Source organism: Anoxybacillus sp. LAT27 (genome assembly GCF_022030075.1).
Lineage (GTDB): Bacteria > Bacillota > Bacilli > Bacillales > Anoxybacillaceae > Anoxybacillus > Anoxybacillus kestanbolensis.
Window position 1 is genome coordinate 74049 of record NZ_JAIWYK010000062.1, and the last position, 21030, is coordinate 95078.

General features: G+C 41.6%; 20 protein-coding genes and 1 pseudogene. 8 read left to right on the forward strand and 13 right to left on the reverse strand.

Annotated features, from left to right (window positions below; translation table 11 throughout):
* Positions 1-10 precede the first annotated feature (10 nt).
* Complete coding sequence (locus LD028_RS03805) at positions 11-928, reverse strand: diacylglycerol/lipid kinase family protein (protein ID WP_237810975.1); 918 nt, start codon at positions 926-928, stop codon at positions 11-13.
* 295 nt (positions 929-1223) lie between these two features.
* Here LD028_RS03805 and LD028_RS03810 point away from each other — a divergent pair, with 295 nt between their 5' ends.
* The 6 genes from LD028_RS03810 (at position 1224) to LD028_RS03835 (ending at position 5918) form a co-directional block, all read left to right on the forward strand.
* A complete protein-coding gene (locus LD028_RS03810; RefSeq protein ID WP_006321933.1) occupies positions 1224-1583 on the forward strand; it encodes a Na-translocating system protein MpsC family protein in 360 nt (119 codons plus the stop codon).
* Between the two features lie 119 nt (positions 1584-1702).
* Positions 1703-2692 carry a sodium-dependent bicarbonate transport family permease gene (locus LD028_RS03815; RefSeq protein ID WP_237810976.1) on the forward strand — a complete coding sequence of 330 codons (990 nt, stop codon included), beginning with the start codon at positions 1703-1705 and terminating at the stop codon, positions 2690-2692.
* A gap of 80 nt (positions 2693-2772) precedes the next feature.
* On the forward strand, positions 2773-3891 hold the full coding sequence (locus LD028_RS03820; protein WP_237810977.1) for an NAD(P)/FAD-dependent oxidoreductase: 1119 nt from the start codon (positions 2773-2775) through the stop codon (positions 3889-3891).
* A gap of 33 nt (positions 3892-3924) precedes the next feature.
* Positions 3925-4575, forward strand: a complete 651-nt coding sequence (locus LD028_RS03825; RefSeq protein WP_237810978.1) for an MtnX-like HAD-IB family phosphatase — start codon at positions 3925-3927, stop codon at positions 4573-4575.
* Positions 4572-5609, forward strand: coding sequence for an iron-containing alcohol dehydrogenase family protein (locus LD028_RS03830; RefSeq protein ID WP_237810979.1), 1038 nt, complete (start codon positions 4572-4574; stop codon positions 5607-5609). The genes LD028_RS03825 and LD028_RS03830 overlap by 4 nt, the downstream gene beginning before the upstream one ends.
* A gap of 54 nt (positions 5610-5663) precedes the next feature.
* Positions 5664-5918, forward strand: a complete 255-nt coding sequence (locus LD028_RS03835) for a sigma-G-dependent sporulation-specific acid-soluble spore protein CsgA (RefSeq protein ID WP_237810980.1) — start codon at positions 5664-5666, stop codon at positions 5916-5918.
* A gap of 34 nt (positions 5919-5952) precedes the next feature.
* Here LD028_RS03835 and LD028_RS03840 read toward each other — a convergent pair whose 3' ends face one another.
* From LD028_RS03840 to LD028_RS03870, 7 genes are all read right to left on the reverse strand, one after another.
* On the reverse strand, positions 5953-6684 hold the full coding sequence (locus tag LD028_RS03840) for a YkgJ family cysteine cluster protein (RefSeq protein WP_237810981.1): 732 nt from the start codon (positions 6682-6684) through the stop codon (positions 5953-5955).
* Between the two features lie 92 nt (positions 6685-6776).
* On the reverse strand, positions 6777-7727 hold the full coding sequence (hutG, locus tag LD028_RS03845; RefSeq protein ID WP_237810982.1) for a formimidoylglutamase: 951 nt from the start codon (positions 7725-7727) through the stop codon (positions 6777-6779).
* Positions 7711-8973 (reverse strand): imidazolonepropionase, encoded by a 1263-nt coding sequence (gene hutI, locus LD028_RS03850; protein ID WP_237811001.1) that lies wholly within the window; start codon positions 8971-8973, stop codon positions 7711-7713. The genes hutG and hutI overlap by 17 nt, the downstream gene beginning before the upstream one ends.
* A 1-nt stretch (position 8974) precedes the next feature.
* Positions 8975-10624: a urocanate hydratase gene (gene hutU, locus LD028_RS03855; protein WP_237810983.1), complete on the reverse strand. Its 1650-nt coding sequence runs from the start codon at positions 10622-10624 to the stop codon at positions 8975-8977.
* Between the two features lie 14 nt (positions 10625-10638).
* Positions 10639-12162, reverse strand: a complete 1524-nt coding sequence (gene hutH / locus LD028_RS03860) for a histidine ammonia-lyase (protein WP_237810984.1) — start codon at positions 12160-12162, stop codon at positions 10639-10641.
* Between the two features lie 89 nt (positions 12163-12251).
* Positions 12252-12701 carry a histidine utilization transcription antiterminator HutP gene (gene hutP, locus LD028_RS03865; protein ID WP_255707073.1) on the reverse strand — a complete coding sequence of 150 codons (450 nt, stop codon included), beginning with the start codon at positions 12699-12701 and terminating at the stop codon, positions 12252-12254.
* A gap of 138 nt (positions 12702-12839) precedes the next feature.
* The gene (locus LD028_RS03870; RefSeq protein WP_006321906.1) at positions 12840-13163 is read right to left on the reverse strand and encodes a YnfA family protein; all 324 of its coding nucleotides are present in this window, start codon (positions 13161-13163) and stop codon (positions 12840-12842) included.
* A 67-nt stretch (positions 13164-13230) separates the two neighbouring features.
* Between LD028_RS03870 and LD028_RS03875 the strand changes: the two are divergent.
* A pseudogene (locus LD028_RS03875) lies at positions 13231-13425 on the forward strand (DNA-binding domain-containing protein); the annotation flags it as partial.
* A 27-nt stretch (positions 13426-13452) separates the two neighbouring features.
* On the opposite strand, the gene LD028_RS03880 reads toward LD028_RS03875, so the two are convergent.
* Positions 13453-15156 carry a two-component system sensor histidine kinase NtrB gene (locus LD028_RS03880; protein ID WP_237810985.1) on the reverse strand — a complete coding sequence of 568 codons (1704 nt, stop codon included), beginning with the start codon at positions 15154-15156 and terminating at the stop codon, positions 13453-13455.
* 149 nt (positions 15157-15305) lie between these two features.
* On the opposite strand from LD028_RS03880, the gene LD028_RS03885 reads away from it, so the two are divergent.
* Positions 15306-15710, forward strand: a complete 405-nt coding sequence (locus LD028_RS03885) for a permease (protein WP_237810986.1) — start codon at positions 15306-15308, stop codon at positions 15708-15710.
* A gap of 9 nt (positions 15711-15719) precedes the next feature.
* On the opposite strand, the gene LD028_RS03890 is transcribed toward LD028_RS03885, so the two are convergent.
* From LD028_RS03890 to LD028_RS03905, 4 genes are all read right to left on the reverse strand, one after another.
* Positions 15720-16859, reverse strand: coding sequence for a mannitol-1-phosphate 5-dehydrogenase (locus LD028_RS03890; RefSeq protein WP_237810987.1), 1140 nt, complete (start codon positions 16857-16859; stop codon positions 15720-15722).
* Between the two features lies 1 nt (position 16860).
* Complete coding sequence (locus LD028_RS03895; protein WP_077428298.1) at positions 16861-17298, reverse strand: PTS mannitol transporter subunit IIA; 438 nt, start codon at positions 17296-17298, stop codon at positions 16861-16863.
* Positions 17299-19374 (reverse strand): BglG family transcription antiterminator, encoded by a 2076-nt coding sequence (locus LD028_RS03900; protein ID WP_237810988.1) that lies wholly within the window; start codon positions 19372-19374, stop codon positions 17299-17301. It lies immediately after the preceding gene.
* 188 nt (positions 19375-19562) lie between these two features.
* Positions 19563-20963 (reverse strand): PTS mannitol transporter subunit IIBC, encoded by a 1401-nt coding sequence (locus LD028_RS03905; RefSeq protein WP_237810989.1) that lies wholly within the window; start codon positions 20961-20963, stop codon positions 19563-19565.
* Positions 20964-21030 lie beyond the last annotated feature (67 nt).

Below are 21030 nucleotides of genomic sequence, written 5' to 3' on the forward strand. Positions count from 1 at the left end.
TCCATCCGGGCTACTTAAGCACACGTATTTGTTTGTTTACTGAAATCGTAATCTCACCTTCACCAATTTGCTCGCCGTCTGCATGGAGAGGAAGAGACGTGTTGCTGCAAATATGAATATATTTCCCTCGAAACGTATGTACTTCTTTCATCTTTATATGACCACCCCAAAAAACCGTCACAAATAAGGCGAGTAATTTCAAACGTGATATATTATCGACAACAACGACATCAAAATGTTGATCATTTGACTGCGCAAATGGAGCAATCTTCATTCCACCGCCATAATACGGATGATTCGCAACGGTGACAAGCCACGCATTTGAAAACGTATATTGTTTTTGATCAACTGTCAATTGTATGACGGTCGGTTTATATAAAAACATTTCCTTTAATAAGTAAAAAACGTAAACAAACTTTCCTAGGTACAAGCGATTTAAAATTTGTTTCCATTTTGACGCATTCACTTTTCTTGAAATATGTGCATCAAATCCACAACCAACATTGTTCACAAAAACACCTTGTTTTGCACTTTTAAATGCCCCAATGTCATACGAATCGACATGCATACCTTCCACACTTGATAACATTTGACTAAGCGCTTTTCGCCACGTGATCGGGAGTTTTATCCCACGAGCAAAATCGTTTCCTGTCCCAGCTGGTATGTACCCGACAGTGACATGATCATACATCGCGATACCATTCATCACTTCGTGCATCGTGCCATCTCCACCAACTGCAATTAATATAAACGGCTCATGAGTGTGCTCTGCAATTTGTTGCGCTAACTTCGTTCCGTCTCCTTGTGCTTTTGTAAATACAACATGATAACGAATATGGTGATGCCGAAGTGTTCGTTCAATTTTTTTCCATGTTTTTTTACATTTCTCATTTTTCGCTGAAGGATTTACGATAAAATACAGTATCAAACCTTCTCCCCCACTCTCTACCCTTTCCCTTTATTGTACCATGGCATATACATGTATGACATCAATCTTTTCCCTTGACATAACTTTCAAACCTTTATAAAATAAAAAACAAATTGTTGCACCGAACGATTGATAGCAAGCTCGTTTTATTGTTTTGCCTTAGCGTTTTCGACATGGCCACATGGCGAAAACGAAAGGGTTAACATTGAGGCGAGTTAAGCTAAAAATACATCGGTATGTTTCACTTCATCTATACGTGAGGCATGCCGTTTTTTGTTTCTAAAGGGGGATCAACGTGAAAACAAAAGGAGAACTAGAAGATCAAATTAGTCGCGCGCTCACCCAATGGGAAAAAGAATATTTAGGCCGCGGTCCACTCTCTGTGAAAACAGATATTTTACGAAATATGGTGATCGTGCAATTAAGAGGCATTTTAACTCCTGCCGAAAAAGTATTGTGCGAAACAAAAGAAGGGATGTTGTCGATTAAACGCATTCGCGCAGATTTAATTGAATCAGGTAGCGAGCAACTAAAAGAAATGATCTATACACTAACAGGTAAGCAAGTAACAAGCATGCATACAGACATTAGCACAAAAACAGGAGAACGAATGATTGTCTTTTTACTACAAGAACCAATTGACATACAAGGTTGATCTTTTAAAGGCCCTTATGGTCAGTAAAAGATAAGCCGGAAATATTTTTCGATCCGATCGAAAAATGTTTCCGGCTTTTTTGTTGAATATAAAAAAGAAACATAAAGGAGAGGATTACGATGCAAGAAATGGTTATCAACAATTTAACATCGCCCGCCATTTTATTTTTTATTCTCGGCATTATTGCTGCTCTCGTCAAATCAGATTTAAAATTACCTACCGGATTAAATGAATCGTTAAGCATCTATTTGTTAATCGCAATCGGAATGAAAGGAGGCATTGAGCTTGCGGAACATTCTTTTAGTGAGCTTATTCGTCCACTAGTTGGAACATTATCACTTGGTATCATTATCCCAATTATTACGTTTGCTGTTTGTCGTCGTCTTGGCATTGATCGTAAAAACGCAACAGGTATTGCCGCAACATATGGTTCAGTTAGCATCGTTACATTCGGTGCTGCACTCGCTTTTGTCGAACAAGCAAATATTGCGTACGAAAGTTACATGAGTGCATTTGTCGTTCTGTTAGAGAGCCCGGCAATTATCGTATCGCTCGTCATATTGAAATTGTTAGAAAGTCGCTCATATAAACAAGAAATGGTATATCGCTTCTCAGCTACATCGGTATACGGACCGATCATTAAAGAAGGGCTATTCGGAAAAAGCGTCTTTTTAATGGTCGGTAGCCTTCTTGTTGGGCTAATCGGTGGAGATCGTGCGCTTACGGTTGTGAAACCGTTGTTCATCGATTTATATCCAAGCGTTCTTGTCCTCTTTCTACTCGGCATGGGCCTAACAGCAGGAAAACAACTTGCAGCTGTACGCAAATATGGGGTCAAACTGCTCGCATTAGGGATTCTTTTCCCTCCTGTATACGGCTTTTTAGGAGTGGTAATCGGTTATTATTCAGGATTATCTTTCGGGGGAACGATTTTACTTAGCGTACTCGCCGCAAGCGCCTCATATATTGCAGCTCCAGCTGCGATGCGCGCATCGGTGCCAGAAGCGAATCCGGCTATCTATCTTGGCATGGCGCTCGGGCTTACATTTCCGTTCAACTTAACAATCGGCATGCCGCTATATTATGAAATGGCGAAGTGGTTCTATTAAAAAAGCAAGGGGCTCCCTTGCTTTTTTGTCGTCTTATGTTATTGTAATGGTACAAAACAACAAAAGAAAAGGTGTGAACAATGAATCGGTATATCGTCATTGGCGCTGGAGTTGTTGGCGCTTCTGTTGCTTTTCATCTCGCAAAAGAAAAGGTAGAGGTTGTGATTATCGACCGTGAAGATCACGGACAGGCAACCAATGCAGCAGCGGGAATCATTTGCCCGTGGACATCACAACGGCGAAATAAAAAATGGTACGCACTTGCGAAAGGTGGTGCCGCATTTTACCCTTGCCTCATTGAACAATTGCAAACATACGGCCACAAAACAGGATACAAACGTGTCGGAGCGATTTGTTTACATCATGATCTCGATAAATTGAGAAGTATGGAAGAACGCGTACTCAAGCGGCGTGAGGAAGCTCCTGAAATAGGAGAAGTCACTCGGCTGTCTTCAAAAGAAGTAAAAACTCGATTTCCTGTGTTACGTGATGAATACGAAGCGCTATATGTCAGTGGAGCTGCCCGTGTAGACGGACGTGCCTTGAGACGCGCTCTCATTCATGCTGCCACTCACTTAGGGGCAACATATATAAAAGGTGATGCAACACTTTTGCATGAAAATGGCCGAGTCATTGGTGCCTCAGTAGCGAATGAACGTTACGAGGCGGATGCGGTCATTGTCACAGCAGGTGTTTGGGCAAAATCGTTACTTTTGCCACTAGGTATTGAATTTCTCATCACGCCACAGCGAGCACAGATCGTGCATCTACAACATCTTGAACAACATACGGATCATTGGCCTGTCGTCATGCCTCCAAACAATCAATATTTACTTGCCTTTCCAAACGGGAAAATAGTTGTTGGCGCGACGCATGAAGACGATGTTGGCATTGACTGCCGTGTGACTGCTGGTGGATTATACGAAGTGTTACATAAAGCATTAACTATTGCCCCTCACTTAGCGGATTGGACCCATGTGGAAACACGTGTTGGCTTCCGTCCCCATGCACCGAACTTTTTACCTATATTTGGTGCCGTCCCACAAATCGAAGGCATTTACGTGGCGAATGGGCTTGGCGCATCCGGCTTGACTGCAGGACCGTATGTTGGAGCAGAGCTTGCGAAAATGATTCTTGGGCAGCCTACTTCATTACAACAAAGCGACTACGATGTTGCCCAAGCGATTCAATTTCTTTGATGAATGCATATACAAAAAAACGGAGGTTATCTCATGAACAAATGGGCTTTTGTTTCTGATTTTGATGGAACGATTTCGCATAAAGACTTTTACTGGATTGTTATTGAAAAATATTTTCCTGAAGGGAAACGATTATTCGAACAATGGCGTGCTGGAAAAATAAAAGATATCGACTTTTTAAACACTATTTTTACATCCATTCATCAAGATGAAGAAAAAATCATTGAAGATATTCATCACATCCCGATTGATGAAACAGTTTTACCTTTTATTAAACACGTTCAACAGAGCGAAGGCGATTTTTATGTATTAAGCGCCGGAACTGATTACTATATCCGACACATTTTCAAAAAATATGATATACGTGGCGTCGATATTTTTTCTAACGAAGGATATTATCATGATAAAAATATTCATATGCGCATTAATCCAAATCATATTCATTATTCCGAACGGTATGGCATCGATAAATCTAGCGTCATTCGTACATTGAAACAAACGTATAAAACCGTTTACTTTATTGGCGATAGTGAACCAGACGTCCATGCAGCGAAAGTAGCCGACGTGACATTTGCCAAAGGCACTTTACAATCATTGTTGCATGAACAACAAATTCCATTTGTTCCTGTGGACACATTTGCAGATGTTGAACGTTATTTACAAGAAAAAGGGGTATTGACATGAACATCCCAATTCCATCTATTCTTGAAATTGGCGAAGGTGTCATTTGGCGCATAGACGAACTGATAAAAACGTATCGTTTTTCGAAAGCTGTTATCTTATTTGATGATTTCACTTATCAAACGTACGAACAAGAGATGAAACGAGCCATTTCATCTGCTGTTGTTCATACTGTTTGGTTACCACCACAGCTTGATATCGTAGACATTATGAAAAGGGCGTTTGAACTCCCCCACTGCGATGTGATGATAGCAATGGGCGGTGGCGCAGTCATTGACTGCGGCAAATATATGGCATTTTTACGACAAGTGCCGTTTCTTAGCATACCAACATCTGCGTCAAATGACGGTTTTGCAAGCACAAACTGCTCGTTACTTGTCAATGGTAAAAAAACAACCGTTCCCGCTAAAGTACCGTTCGGCATTTTGGCTGATTTACATATTATTCAGCAAGCTCCTGATCGTTTTATTTTAGCAGGAGTAGGCGATTTAATGTCGAACATTACAGCGTTATATGACTGGGAATTTGAACAAAATCACGGCGTCAGTCGGGTAAACGCTTTTGCAGCGATGATTAGCAAAAAAGCAGTCAACAGCTTTATCCGTACACCAATGCAAAATATTAAACATCCTATTTTTCTAAAAGAATTAATTAGTTCGTTAACAATGGGCGGCATTTCTACTGTGATTAGCGGAAATAGTGCACCGATTAGCGGATCTGAACACCTAATCTCCCATGCACTTGATAAAATCAGCCCATCGCCACATATGCATGGCATTCAAGTAGGAATCGCCACATATATCATGGCACATGTCCAACAACATCGTGCTGAACGTATCACAAAAGTGTTTACACGTACTGGATTTTTCGATTACGTCAAAACATTACAGTTGAACAAAGAGGAATATCGTCAAGCAATCCACATGGCACCGACCATGAAACCAAACCGCTATACGTACATTCACGACGAAACATATCGAAAACGAGCTGTTCAACTACTTGATGAAGACCCTATTTTACAAGAGATTTTCGTATAGCGACACATATTTCATGACAAAATCGCCCACCCTACTGTTAAGGAGGTGGGCGAGTTGAATCAAACGTTAGCTTATTTACGCGAAGCGTTAGCAAGTTACGCTGACCGTCATCACGCGATAGCCATTCATTTATATAAAAAACTAATAAGTAAACCATACAAAAGTGAAGAACAATTCGTCCGCGACTTATCACCAAAAGAAGTCGCCTTTTTAGATCGCATGCCACGTCAAGAAATGAAGTATGCAAAGGAAGAACAAGACAATATTCGTGTTTATCATTTAAATGAAGTGTATGAACAATTAATTTGAGTAACAATGCCTAGCGCCTCGATTAGTGCTAGGTTTATTTCTTTTCATCCACGAAAAAACGAAACAAATAGTCCATGTCAAACAAGTCGTCTGGATAATCGATCCCAACATCTTCTCCTTCATAGACAAACGTTTGAATGAAATCGTGAAGCGCTTCGATATAAAACTCGTATAAAAATTCATAACTAAATGGCTCATCAGGCAAATATGATTCAGCACATACATTCGGAGAACAGTAGTTTAAATACGTACGACATGGTATTGGCCTTACTTCATAAATCAAACATGTATTTGTTTGGCGATTTAAAAATATACATGGCAATTGTTCCTTCATATATGTTTCTTTGAAGTGATGATCTTCTGTAAAATCTAACATGTTTACCCGTTTTGTTTTTTCAGCATAATGTTCACCATACCATTGAATATGTTCATGAATCCACTCCTGCTCCCGTTTAGGTAGTTCAGCGATTTTCATCATGATCCATTTTGCTTCTGCTCTCGTTGTAATGATTGGAAAATAGCAACAATACGCACACCCTTTTGCGCAAGTTGAACGAATGTTTACCTTTCGCTCAATCTCACGAATATGTTCATCAACAAGAAAAAGCAATTGTTTAAAGGCTAGGAACATGAATTGTTTCCCGTTCTCCCCGGTATATCGTTCTAACCACATATCAACTGCATCAACAAATGCTTGGCCATTGGGCATATGTTTGTCATTGATTTTCTTGCAAATTTGGACAAGTTGATCGTATGTTAAAGGCATTCACTGCTCTCCTTTCAAATGGGTTTGCTTTCATTCCAATCATACAAACGGAACCACTTTTTGTCGATCTGTTTAACATAAAAAAGGATGACCTAAAAGTCACCCTCCTTTTTCTCTTTTAAAAACTGTAAAATAAACCATGCCGCTAGTCGGCTTGTCATTTGGCGAAAATCAATTGTCGGGTCGATTTCGACAATGTCCATTGCCTGCACCTTATCATAGCGAGCAAGTAGCAAAATGGCTTGCAACAGCGTGCGGCTATCCATCCCACCTGGCCCAATCGCTGGACACCCTGGTGCAAATGCTTGATCGAGCACATCCATATCGACCGATACATATACCGCGTCCACACTAGATAACATCTGCATGCTTTTTTCGATAATCGTTTGAATGCCGAGGCGATACACCTCTTCGATCGTATACATCGTCACTCCACGTTGTTTTCCGTATTCCGTGTAAGCGCGGCTATTCGCAAAGTCACGCAACCCAATTTGTACAAGTTGACTGCCATCAATAACACCCGCTTCGATTAACCGACGAAATGGCGTACCGTTTGTTGGTCCCCCGTCTTCTAAGTTTCGTAAATCGTGATGGGCATCGAACTGGATCATGCCAATTTTTCCTTTTTGCTTTTGCCAGCCGCTAACAACTGGAAACGTGATAGAGTGGTCGCCACCAAGGGCAATCCACTTCGACTCGGGATATAAAGCAACGACTTGTTCGACCGTTTCAGCAATGCGTCTTTGTGATTCAACGATATCGGTCGGATGCATCACAATATCGCCATAATCAGTAACCGTGATGTCCGCTAAATCAATTCCCGCTTCAATCGAGTATGTGCTATAAAACGACAACGCTTGCCGAATCGCCTGTGGAGCAAATGCCGCACCCGAATGGCTAATCGACGATTTAGACAGCGGCACACCAATTACACCGATGTTACCCGCCTGTTTTCCATCCCACGGAACGAGCAATTCGTTCGCTTTTTTCACATAGCGGTCTTGAAAAATTGCTTTTCCTGCTTCTTTAAGATACGGAAACATCACCTTTTCCCCTTTCGCTCACCACTTTCCCTTCTTTTAGAACCATTCGGGCATGATTGATTCCGTAATGGTATGGTACGTACATATAATTCGGCGCATCCCATAGAACGATGTCCGCTTTTCTTCCGATCATAATTCGCCCTGCGTCTTGTCCGCGATTGACCGCATATGCCGCATTGACGGTTACCGCATGCCAAATTTCTTCTGGAGTCATTCGTAAATATAGTGCAGCAAGCGTCATAATGAATTGCAAATTTTCTGTTGGCGAGCTACCTGGGTTAAAGTCTGTCGCAAGCGCCACCGCTGCCCCTTCGTCAATCATTTGCCGCGCGTTTGCATACTTTCCTTTCCCTAAATAAAAAGACGTCCCAGGAAGCAATACAGCGATGGTGTTTGAATGGGCAAGTTGATGAATCCCTGCGCTAGATGCCCCAACAAGATGATCGGCACTTACCGCTCCAACTTCAACCGCTAGCTCCGTCCCACCTAGCGAATCAATTTCATCAGCATGAATTTTAACAGCAAATCCTTTTTCTTTTGCTTTTTGTAAAAAGAGGCGCGATTGTTCGACCGTAAATACACCTGTTTCACAAAAAATGTCGGCAAACTCGGCAAGCTGCTCTTGTTTAATGACATCCATGAAGTCGACCATTTGCTGCAAAAAATCATCCGGATGGTCTTGATGTTCTGCAGGAATCGCGTGTGCGCCTAAAAATGTTGACACAACTTCTACGGGGTGCGTTTGGTGTAGGCGCTTCGCCACACGCAATTGTTTCCATTCTGTTTCCTCGTCTAATCCGTAGCCACTTTTTGCTTCGACCGTTGTCACCCCGTACGAAAGCATGCGATCCAAATGAACGCGTGCTTTTTCGTACAGCTCTTCTTCGCTTGCTGCTCGCGTCGCGCGTACGGTCGACAAAATACCACCACCACGCTTTAAAATGTCTAAATAAGGAACACCTTGCTGCTTTAGCGGTAGTTCATGTTCGCGCGAGCCAGCAAATACAAGGTGTGTATGCGGATCAACAAGCCCTGGTGTCACAAGCTTCCCTTCTGCGTCAATGATATGTTTGGCAGAAATTGTTTTCGTTTCTGCATTGCTGCCAATCCACGCCACACGCCCATCTTTTATTCCGATCGCTGCCTGTTCCATCAAAGGGAGCGTCTTCATCTGCTCCCCCTTTACTGGTCCGTCCCCTTCCATCGTTAACAATTGCCCGATATTCACAATCAGTGTGTCCAATATATTACCCCCTTAACATCGGGATGTGAATGTTCATTTTTTCTGCTACTTCAATCGCTCGTTCGTATCCAGCATCCGCATGGCGAATAATCCCCATGCCTGGGTCAGTCGTTAACACTCGTTCGAGCCGTTCTTTCGCTAAATCCGTTCCATCGGCAACAACGACCATTCCTGCATGTAGCGAATAGCCCATGCCAACCCCACCGCCATGATGAAACGAAATCCATGACCCTCCAGCCGCCGTGTTAATGAGTGCATTGAGCACTGCCCAATCCCCAACGGCATCGCTACCGTCTTTCATCGCTTCTGTTTCGCGGTTTGGCGAGGCGACTGAACCGCAATCTAAATGGTCGCGTCCGATGACGATTGGTGCTTTCAGCTCGCCTTTACGTACTAATTCGTTGATTGCTAGCCCCATTTTTACCCGCTCGCCATAACCTAGCCAGCAAATGCGGGCAGGAAGCCCTTGAAATGCCACTTTCTTTTGCGCCATGTCAATCCAGCGTAACAGTGCCTCGTTTTCTGGGAATAGCTCTTTAATGAGCGCATCGGTGCGATAAATATCTTCTGGGTCGCCGGATAGCGCTGCCCAACGAAACGGTCCTTTTCCTTCGCAAAATAGCGGACGAATATAGGCAGGAACAAACCCTGGGAACGAAAACGCATTTTCGACTCCTTCGTCTTTGGCAACTTGGCGAATATTGTTGCCGTAGTCAAATACAATCGCTCCGCGTTTTTGGAATTGTAGCATTGCTTCCACATGTTTTGCCATGCTTCGTTTCGAGCGGCGGACGTATTCGTTTGGATTGTTTTTTCGTAATTCCGCTGCTTCTTGTAATGACAATCCTTCTGGCACATAACCGTTTAACGGATCATGGGCAGACGTTTGGTCAGTCACGATATCAATAGGCACACCACGTTTTAGCAATTCGTGATGCACTTCAGCAGCATTGCCAACAAGCCCAATCGATAGCGCTTCCCCTTTTTCTTTTGCTTGTTGTGCCCAATGAAGCGCCTCGTCAAGCGAGTGCGTCATCCGGTCGCAATATTTTGTGTCGATTCGTTTTTGAATTCGGCTTGGATCGACTTCTACCGCAATGACTACTCCTTCATTCATCGTTACCGCCAGCGGCTGCGCTCCGCCCATGCCGCCTAGCCCAGCAGTAAGCGTAATCGTTCCTTTTAGCGTTCCGCCAAAATGTTGCTTCGCCACCGCGGCAAACGTTTCGTACGTTCCTTGTAAAATGCCTTGGGTGCCGATATAAATCCAGCTTCCCGCTGTCATTTGCCCGTACATGATTAACCCTTTTCTGTCGAGCTCATGAAAATGTTCCCACGTCGCCCATTTCGGCACAAGGACAGAGTTGGATAAAAGTACGCGTGGCGCCCGTTCATGCGTTTTAAACACACCGACTGGCTTTCCGGATTGAATTAATAGCGTTTCGTCATTTTCTAACGTGCGCAACGTCCGAACAATCGCATCAAACGCTTCCCAATTTCGTGCTGCTTTCCCAATGCCCCCATATACAATTAGCTCTTCTGGTTTTTCCGCCACCTCTGGGTCTAAGTTGTTGTATAACATGCGCAATGCTGCTTCTTGTTCCCACCCTTTACATTCAAGTTGCAATCCTTTTTTCGCTTGAATCTGTTTCATCGTACGATCCCCTTTCATCTATTAATTACCGTTTCCATCGTTTGCGAAAAAAAATCCCATTCCACATCCTTCAGCCATTTTGCTGCTGCTTCAATATCTTTCGCAAAAATGCGATCTTTTGTAATCGATGGGACGATTTTTCGCGCTGCTTCATAAAACGCTCGCGTCTTTGGCGCCATGTGTTCCACGCCACGGTATTCGACAGCCTGCAACGCACAAATTAATTCGATTGCCAAGACGCGCCGTGCGTTTTGGATGATCGCATGGGCGTGGCGGGAAGCGATCGTTCCCATGCTAACGTGGTCTTCTTGGTTTGCAGAGGACGGAATCGAATCGACGCTGGCTGGATGCGCTAACGTTTTATTTTCGGACACAAGCGACGCTGCCGCATATTGCATAATCATCGCCCCTGACTGCAATCCTGGCGCTGGGCTTAGAAACGGTGGCAAATCGTTTAATTGCGGATTGACAAGCCGCTCAATGCGCCGTTCCGAAATATTGGCCAATTCCGCTACCGCAATTTTCATAAAATCCATCGCTAAAGCAATTGGTTGACCATGGAAGTTCCCACCAGAAATGACGGTCGCACCATCATCGAAAATAAGTGGGTTATCGGTTGCTGCATTCATCTCAATTTCGAGCTTTTCTTTCACATAATCAAGCGCTTGCCAAGACGCACCGTGCACTTGTGGAATGCAGCGAAGCGAGTAGGCATCTTGAACACGCAATTCTCCTTGTGCCGTTGTCAGCTTGCTTCCCGCTAAATATGAGCGGATGCGTTTCGCTACTTCTGTTTGTTGGCGGTAGCCGCGCACAAGGTGCACGCGCTCATCGAATGCGTCAATAATCCCGCGCAATCCTTCCAACGTTACTGCGGCAATTAGTTCGCTTTCATACGCTAGCTGCTCTGCCTCTAAATAGCCGACAACCCCCATTGCCGTCATTGCTTGTGTACCGTTAATAAGAGCTAATCCTTCTTTCGCCTTTAGCGAGAAAGGAGCGATTCCTTCTTTCGTCAACGCTTCCATTGCCAACACGCGCTGTCCGCGGTAAAACACTTCTCCTTCGCCAAGCAATGCGAGCGCTAAATGCGACAGTGGCGCTAAGTCCCCGCTCGCACCGAGAGAACCTTGCTGCGGAACGACTGGATGAATATGCGCATTTAATAAATCAAGCAACCGTTGAATGACGACGGGACGAACACCCGAGTATCCTTTTAAAAGCGCATTCGCTCGCAACAATAACATCGCACGTGATACAATTTCCGGAAACGGCTCTCCTACTCCGCAAGCGTGCGAATGAATTAAATTCCACTGTAGCTCTTCGACATCGTCTGCCTCAATAAACACATCACTAAACTTTCCAAACCCAGTCGTAATGCCGTATACGATTCGTTTATTGGCGACGATTTCATCAACCGCTTGTCGGCTGCGCGCCGCCTCGTCCATACTCTCTTTTGCCGCTATGACTTTTTCGTTATCGTACAATACTCGTTTTACCTCATCTAATGTCAACGTATGACCTGTTAAAATGACCACACTCACACCCCATCCCTTTAATAAAATAAAGAAGGAGGCTACACCACCATTTAGTGGGATAGCCTCCTTCTGAACTAAATACCTATAGGCTACATATGGTTGATTCCTAATCCGATTGTTTCATGCTCTAACCCGCGAATCGGCGCCCCGATCGTTCCGTACAAAGCAACGGCAATCCATTCACCTTCTGCTTCGTTTTCATATGGCATGCCGCGCACTACCGCAAACCGAAGACCGACCGTCCGCATTAAATCGCCTAACTCTACTTGCCCTCTTGTAACCCCTTGCATCGCTTCGACCACCGCGTGATATAAAGCGTGCATTTCACGATACAGTTCTCCGTTTACGACACCGTTTCGTTTTGCTGCTGTTTCGATGGCAGCAACAATTTTTTGTAATTCCATCGAACCGACTTTTCCTTTGCAGTAGCGCCATTGCAATAACGATAAGTGCTCAAGCACCGCTTGTTCCTCTTCCTCTTCCATTAACGCGAGCAAAATCGCATTGCGGCCGATTCTTCCTCCTGCCTGCTTTAGCAACACACATCAACACCTGTTTTTCAAATTTTCTAAAAATCTAATCGTCTATTATCATTGTAAGAGTCTAATCGAAGACTGTCAATTATTTTTTACCACTTTTTAACAAATTAATATAGCACCTTATTACTAAACTAAAGTTTAACTACGTGGAGCTAATAACATTACCCCAACCCCTATTAAACAAATCGCCCCACCAATCCAATCATACATATCGGGCGTTTTTTTATCTATCCACCATCCCCATAGTAGTGATAAAACAATAAAAATCCCACCATATGCAGCATACACTCGCCCGAACGATGGAAATGACTGAAACGTTGCAATAACACCATATAATGTTAAACATATTCCCCCAAAAATTCCATACATCGTTGGTTTCCCTTCTCGCAACCAAAGCCATACAAGATACCCTCCGCCGATTTCGGCAAAACCAGCTAGTAAAAATAACATAATCGCACTCATATACCCGCTCCTCTTTTTTGTTGTGGATAGTTGAATTTTATAATGGCTGAGCAAGTATCACAAGCCCATGGTGCTACAAACATTTACCCACTTATCATCCCTTGGATTAGCCGATTACACGAGCCTGAATTTGAACATTTCGCTCCACAAGAGATCCGTTTACACGTGTGCGAGTTATAAGCCGACGAAAGAACAAAAAAATGCCGTAATGAGCGTAAAAAATTTTTTAACTGCCTTTTATATGGAAATAAAAAATATATAAAAAGGTGCCCGTCATGGACACCTCTTTCTACCATCGAACGGGTAACTTAATAACAAACGTCGTTCCTTTCTCTGAACTGTCGTGAAGTGCAATCGTTCCACCATGGTTTTCAATAATTCGTTTCACAATCGTTAATCCTAATCCGGTCCCTGATGACTTCGTTGTGATAAATGGTTCAAAAATCATCTCGTGCATATCTTTCGGAATTCCGCTTCCAGAGTCGTATACGTACATGTTGTATGTTTCACCTACATCAGAATATAGGCAAATTGTGCCATCTTCCCCGACGGCTTCGATGCTGTTATAGAGTAAATTATACAACACTTGCATCATTTGTTTCGAATCAAGCTGTAACGGCACGTGATCAAGGCGCACGTGCACACGTATGTTTTTTGCTTCTAACGTTTGTTGTAACAATGAAAGAACATCTTGAACGATCGTTTCCATATACGTCTCTTTCAACATCGGGGCGCTCGGCTTCGCAATAAGAAGCATATCTTCCACAATCGCGTTGATGCGATCAATTTCTTGCAATAAAAGCGGAATATGATATTTTTCGCGATCGCGTTCATGTAAATTTTCGTTCATAAACGCTAAAAAACCGTGAATCACCGCAAGCGGATTGCGAATTTCATGCGCTGCTTTCGCTGCCATTTCCCCCATTAACGCAAGCTTTTCTGACTGATGCATGCGTCTGGAGATTTTTTCAGCTTCAGTAACATCGAGAAAGAAAACAATATGTCCAATTGGCTCTTTATGCGGAATAATTAAATCTGTTTTAGAGACCAGAAATTCCCTCTCTCCCTCATCTGAGTCGTATGATATTTTTACTTGTTGAAAAGAATGTTGAGACGTAAGTAGATTCCAAAACAAATGGTTTTCTTCCGATCCTTCTCTAATTTTCTCCTTTATTTTTCTTTGATCCAAGCATAGTAATGACATAGCTGATTTGTTAATAAAATAATCGGAACGAGTTTCATCCATTGTGATAATTCCAATTGGTAAAGAGTTAAGTAATTTCTCAATATACGCCTTATCGTCTGCCAATCTCTCATATAAATGGGAGTATTGCCTAAAAACCGCTGAAAGTAGCAACATAATAAACATATATAAAAGCAAACCGAATATAGCATCAAAAATAAAAAGAATGGCTAAGATAAGTGAGGCTGTCAATTCTACCATATAAATGTATATGAGTTCTTTTATAGTATTTAACAAAATCAAGCGAAACTCAGTAGATGAACACAATGAAAAATATATGGTCATAAGCAATACGTTTAAAACAAAGAAAGTAGCGAAGGAAGCAATGTAGGCTCCAAAATCGTAAACGGAAACTTTCCCGACAACGCCCCCAAAAACGATATAAGCATAATAACTCCCACAAATCATCATTGTATAAACAGAAAAATTGAATACATGGCTAAACCATGACGTTTTTCGTGGGTACCAAAAGTACATCACAAAACTGCTTATTAAAAGTATGGCTAAAGAAAAGTGCAATCCATGAGTAAAAAGCAAAGCAAGGTAAACAGAAGACTCTAACGTAAAAGCATTTCCATTTGGTGGCAAATATATCGTATATCTACTAAACAAAACGGCAGCCCCAGCAAACAACAATAACAGCAACCATTCGTTTTGTACATGTACATTTGAAAATGGCCATATATATAAAAATAAGGCACATCCAAATAGGGAGATAAGCGTCACATATAAAGCAAATGATCGTTTCATAAAATATACTCACCCTGTTACATAATCGTTTGACTTTATCATTCTATTGTAAACAAAAACGATAGGCAAGAAGAGAAATTTTGCATCGCTCTGCTAAACAACATAAACGGTGCGGTATAATAAAAAATAACAAAGGAGTGACAGCGATAATGAAACTTCCTAATAGTGGATCGAAACAGTGGTACAGCGTTGGCACTTTTTTATTTTTTCTCTTTTTTTGTGTGTTGATTGCATCTCGTTTATTGCTTAGTGTAGAGTTGGGCTTGAAGCAATTCATTGGCCTTGGAATCACTGCCTTTATTTTATCATGTATTATCGGATTAAGTGGGTTTTTCGGTAAAAAAACGTTTGTCATCATATGTTCCTCTTTCTCTACTATCGGAGTCGCTTATGCTTTGTTTATTTCGTTTACCCGTATGAACGTGGGATGGAGCGATGTGACAAGCATTATTTCCTTTCTTGTTATTTCAACGTTCGGTATCATTGTAGGAGTCATCGCCGAAATCGTTCGCACTCTTTTGAAAAAAAGTCCAAGTAAAAAGAGCCATCTATAAAGATGGCCCCTACATATAAAGCATTTGTTTTTTCACTTCTACAACAATCGGATGATTAGACGGGAGCTTCGCATATTTTTCAAGCGCCCCCTCTACCCCGCTTTCTTTGATCGTTTGTTGAAGTTGTACTGCTTCAGCATCCCCTTCATAATCAAATAGCAACAACGCCGCAATTCCTTTTGTTAAAGATGCAGGAACTTCTCCAAAGCATTCGTAATATTTCAGCGCTGGTCGAATGAGTCGATCGTTCGGTCCGAGTTTACGGATTGGCGAACGAGCCACTCGTGTCACTTCATCTGTCATAGAAGGATTGATGAACCGTTGAACAATTTTTTCAATATATGCTTGATGCTCGGCTTCATTCCAACCGTATTGATGAACAAGCACTCGCCCTGATTCACGTAACGCGTTTGTCACGTCTGCGAGAATATCTTGATCTTCCATCGCTTGACGAATCGTCTCATATTTTTTACGGTATCCTAAATAAGCAACGAGCGCATGGCCTGTATTGACAGTAAACAGCTTTCTTTCGATGTATGGTTGTAAATCATCAACAAAATGCGCCCCAATAATGTGCGGAATATTTCCAATCACTTCTTTCGTCTCGATCACCCATTCAAAAAACGGTTCAACAACAACGGTTAACGGATCTTCATGAGTTTGGTTTGGAACGATGCGATCAACCGCACAGTTTAAAAATCCACATTTATCTTCTAAAGATGTTTGTTCTTGTTCTGATAGGTGTTCCCAGACGTATGTTTTTAAATGTTCGCTACCACCGATCATATTTTCGCAAGCGATGATATGAACAGGTCGATCTGTTAATCGTTTTTTTAATCCTTCCGCAATCGTCTGTGAAATAAGAGGTAAAATATTTGGTCCAACAGCTGTCGTCACTAAATCTGCACGCGCAATTTGATCAATAATTTCATTTTGCTGGTGCTGACTATGCAACGCGGATACGTTGCGAACAACTTGTGTTTCTGTCGTCTCTCCTGCGATGATCACTTCATATTGACCTTTTTGTTGAAGCGCTTGTACAATTTTTTCATTTACATCAACAAATACAACATTATACCCTGATTGCGACAACAAACTGCCAATAAATCCTCTCCCAATATTTCCAGCACCAAAATGAACAGCTAGCATATTATTTCACCTCGTTTAATAGTTGCAAAATTTCTTCTTCTGTCGTTGCAGAAATCATCTTTTGGATGTTTTCTTCTTCCGAACACACGATCGCAACTTTCGACAAAATTTCTAAATGCTCATTATCTTTCCCTGCGATGCCGATTAAAATTTTCGCAACATTTCCTTCTCCAAAGTCCACTCCATTCGGCACTTGAACAATTGATAAACCCGCTTGCTTCACAAGTTTTTTCGCATCTTCCGTACCGTGCGGAATCGCTACAAAATTCCCCATATATGTTGAAGTTAACGCTTCTCTTTCAAACATTTTGTCAATATAAAACTCCTCTACGTATCCTTGCTCAACTAAAATACGTCCTGCTAATCGAATCGCTTCTTCTTTCGTTTTTACGTCTGCACCTAGTACAATATTTTCTTTTTTCAATACTGTCACGATCATTCACTCCTTGTGCTGTTGAATTTGTTCGTAAAAAAATTTTTCTAATTGTGCACTGAAAAACGCATAAATTTGTTCTTTACTTCCTTTTGAAAACAATTCCATACTTTCTTCATCTTTAATGATGAGCGAGCTAACATGACTAAGCACTTGCAACATATCATCTGGTGCATTTTTTGGCGCTAACAACAACAAAAGACGGTTCAGTACCATCGGCTGTTGATCCATACCGATGATCGTTTGTGAGTGTGTTAGTGTATACATCGTAAAAGATGGTTGTAACACATCTTCACTTCGTGTGTGATACAGCGCTAAAGTCGTATTTGGAATTCCTAATCCACCGACTTGCTCGCGTTGTAGCAATTCTTCAACGACTCGCTCTTTGCTGCGAATCACGCCATGTTGCTCAAGATGTGCACACGCATGCATCAATGCATCTTGAAGCGAGTAAGAAGATAGCTCCCGCATAGAAAAGCCGTTTAATAACTGAACAATCGTCTCACTCACGACATGAATCGAACGAATGTTTTCAATCCCTTTCTTCGATGAATTTACTTTTTGAGAACGGATAGAAAACGCTTTCGTTTTTAAAAACTGGCGAATCGTAGCAACGTCTTCTTCTGGCAACATCGGATTAACTAGAAAATATGGCTGCGACGTATGAATCGGGACTGTCGATACGATTAAATCATACTCGTGCACATCTACACGTTGAACATCAAAAAAAGACTTTTGTTCAATATGTGAAATATCTGGAATTTCTTTTTTTAAACGAGTGGCTAATATTTTCGCGGTTCCGATTCCGCTTGAACAAATAACGAGCGCACGAATTCCTTGCTTGTCACGTAGTAGCGCCGATGCAAAATGAAGAACTAAATATCCAACTTCTTCCTCAGGCACTGTCATGTCCGAGAATACGTAGCGCACACCTCGTTGCACAACATGAAACAATTCACTATAATCTTCCATAATTTTATGAAGCAACGGATTTGTAATGCCCATATGATGCTGGATGCGATATAAAGCTGGCTTTAAATGAACGATTAAATCTTCGTACAACGGATAGTCGTCTGTTAAATCGACTCCTATTTGCTCGCTCACAAAACGTATGAGTTCTTGCGTCTTCATTGCAATTTCTAAACTCGCTTCCTCTAACATATATCCGCGACGAGTCCGTAATTTTGCACCCATTAAATGCATCGTAATGTAACCAATTTCTTCTTTAGGAATGACAAGATGAAACACTTCCTCTAGTCTTTTGGCGATTTTTTCTGCCGTTTCATACTCTTTTGTCATGCTAATGGTTTGCAAATGTTGGGCATCAAAATGAATCGCTTCCCCTTGCATAATGCGCTCAATCGCCAGCGCAAGATGAATGACGAGCGCAATATACGAACTATCAGCAATCGTAAATGGGAGATCATCTTTCATCGCTTCAATTTGTCGTTCAATCATAAACAGTTTTTTCTTGTCAACAAGTCCGAGTAGCTTTTCCGTTACTGTATTGACCAAATCCGTTGATTTTTTTTGAATCGATTCTTTCATGAAAGAGAAAAACTGCGACTCATCGAAATGATCAAATAACAGTTCACTCATCATTTTACGTTTCGCCGCTTCCGAACCAGCGATCTCCACTCCGTATCCTCTTTTGCGTACGAGAGCAAGCCCGTGTTTTTCTACTTTTTCCTCAACTTTGTCTAAATCGTTGCTGATCGTGGCGACCGTTACGTTTAAATCATTTGCAAGAGAAATTAATTTCACAGGCTCACCTGATTCTAACAAAGCAATTAAAATCATCGTTTGCCGTTCTTCAGGCGTATATTCCGTATGGGATAAACGAAGTACATGCATTTGTAACTGATGCTTTTTTTCTTCATTACCGACAATTTGAATGCCAACACCTGCTTTTTTTATTAGTTGCAAGTCATACGCTCCAACAACTTGCTCTACACCTTTTAAATCGCGATGAACTGTTCGTTCACTGACACCCAATTGCTTTGCTACATCTTTCACTGTAATTCCCTTTGGATATGCTAACAAAAGATCTAATATTTTTCTTTCTCTCGCTGATATATACACGTACTCACCCCCTTATTCAGCAACGATTGTTGACAACTTTTAAAAATATGTTTGCTTTTCAAGAAAAATTTTACCGTCACTTTTCTTGAATCACAACAAATAGAAAGCACTTTTTCGTCATTTCGAATGTTGACATTTTTTAAATAAGACGAAAAGGTAAGCGAATCACTTACCTTTTCGTTTGTTCGTTATTCACCTTTTTTTAGCATTTCGATTAACTCGTCGTATTTTGGACTATTTAAGAAATTTTCTACAGATACGTGATATGCATTTGGTAGCTTTTCTTTTGCACGATCTGTCAAGTTTTGATGTGTTATTACAACATCTGCATCCGCTGGCAATTGATTAATTGCTGTATTTGTTACTTCAATATCAAGTCCAGCTTTTTGCACTTTGTTTCTCATAATGGAAGCACCCATCGCACTCGATCCCATTCCTGCATCACAAGCAAAAACAATTTTTTTCACTTGTTTTGGTGCTGCTGTATTTAATGCCGAAGCAACACTGCTTTTCTTCCCTTTCAGCTGTTGCATTTGTTCCGTTGCTTGTTCTAAATCACCTTCTTCTTGTTTCGATGTTTTTAAGAAGAAAGATGCGACTAAGAAAGAAACAGCAGCCGCAACGATTACCCCAGCAAGCACACCTAAGTAATGACCACGCGGTGTCATAGCAAGTAATGCGAAAATACTTCCTGGCGATGGCACAGCCACAAGACCTGCATTAAATAATGTAAATGTAAATACTCCGCTCATACCACCGGCAATTGCAGCTAAAATGAGTACTGGACGCATTAAAATGTAAGGGAAATAAATTTCGTGAATTCCTCCAAGGAAATGAATGATGACTGCACCTGGTGCTGATTGTTTCGCCATTCCTTTTCCGAATAACCAGTACGCAAGTAAAATACCAAGACCTGGACCTGGGTTTGTTTCAAGTAGGAATAAAATCGATTTTCCTGTTTTCGCTGCTTGCTCAACACCAAGCGGACTTAAAATACCGTGGTTGATGGCATTGTTTAAAAATAATACTTTTGCTGGCTCAATAAAAATGTTTGCTAAAGGTAACAACTTTGCGTTAACAATTGTTTCTACACCTGCTGCTAACGTTTTGTTCAATCCTAAAACAATTGGACCAATCCCTTTAAAAGCGACTAATGTGAGCAATCCGCCAATAATACCTGCTGAAAAGTTGTTCACTAACATTTCAAAACCTTGTTTGACTTTTCCGTGGAATAGCTTGTCAAACTGTTTGATTGCATATCCTCCAAGTGGACCCATGATCATGGCCCCTAAAAACATTGGAATGTCTGAACCGACAATAACCCCCATCGTTGCGGTTGCACCGACGACACCACCGCGAACGTCATAAATCATTTTTCCGCCTGTATAACCGATTAATAATGGCAATAAATACGTAATCATTGGGCCAACTAATTTAGCGAATGTTTCATTTGGCAACCAACCTGTTGGGATGAATAATGCAGTAATAATTCCCCACGCAATAAATGCCCCAATGTTTGGCATAATCATTCCGCTTAAATAACTGCCAAAACGTTGCACTTTCACACGAAAACCTGTTTGATTTTCCATGTTTTCTCCTCCTTTGTTTATTTGGTCTTGCTATAGTTTTATATTAAAGCGCTTACAGATTGTATTC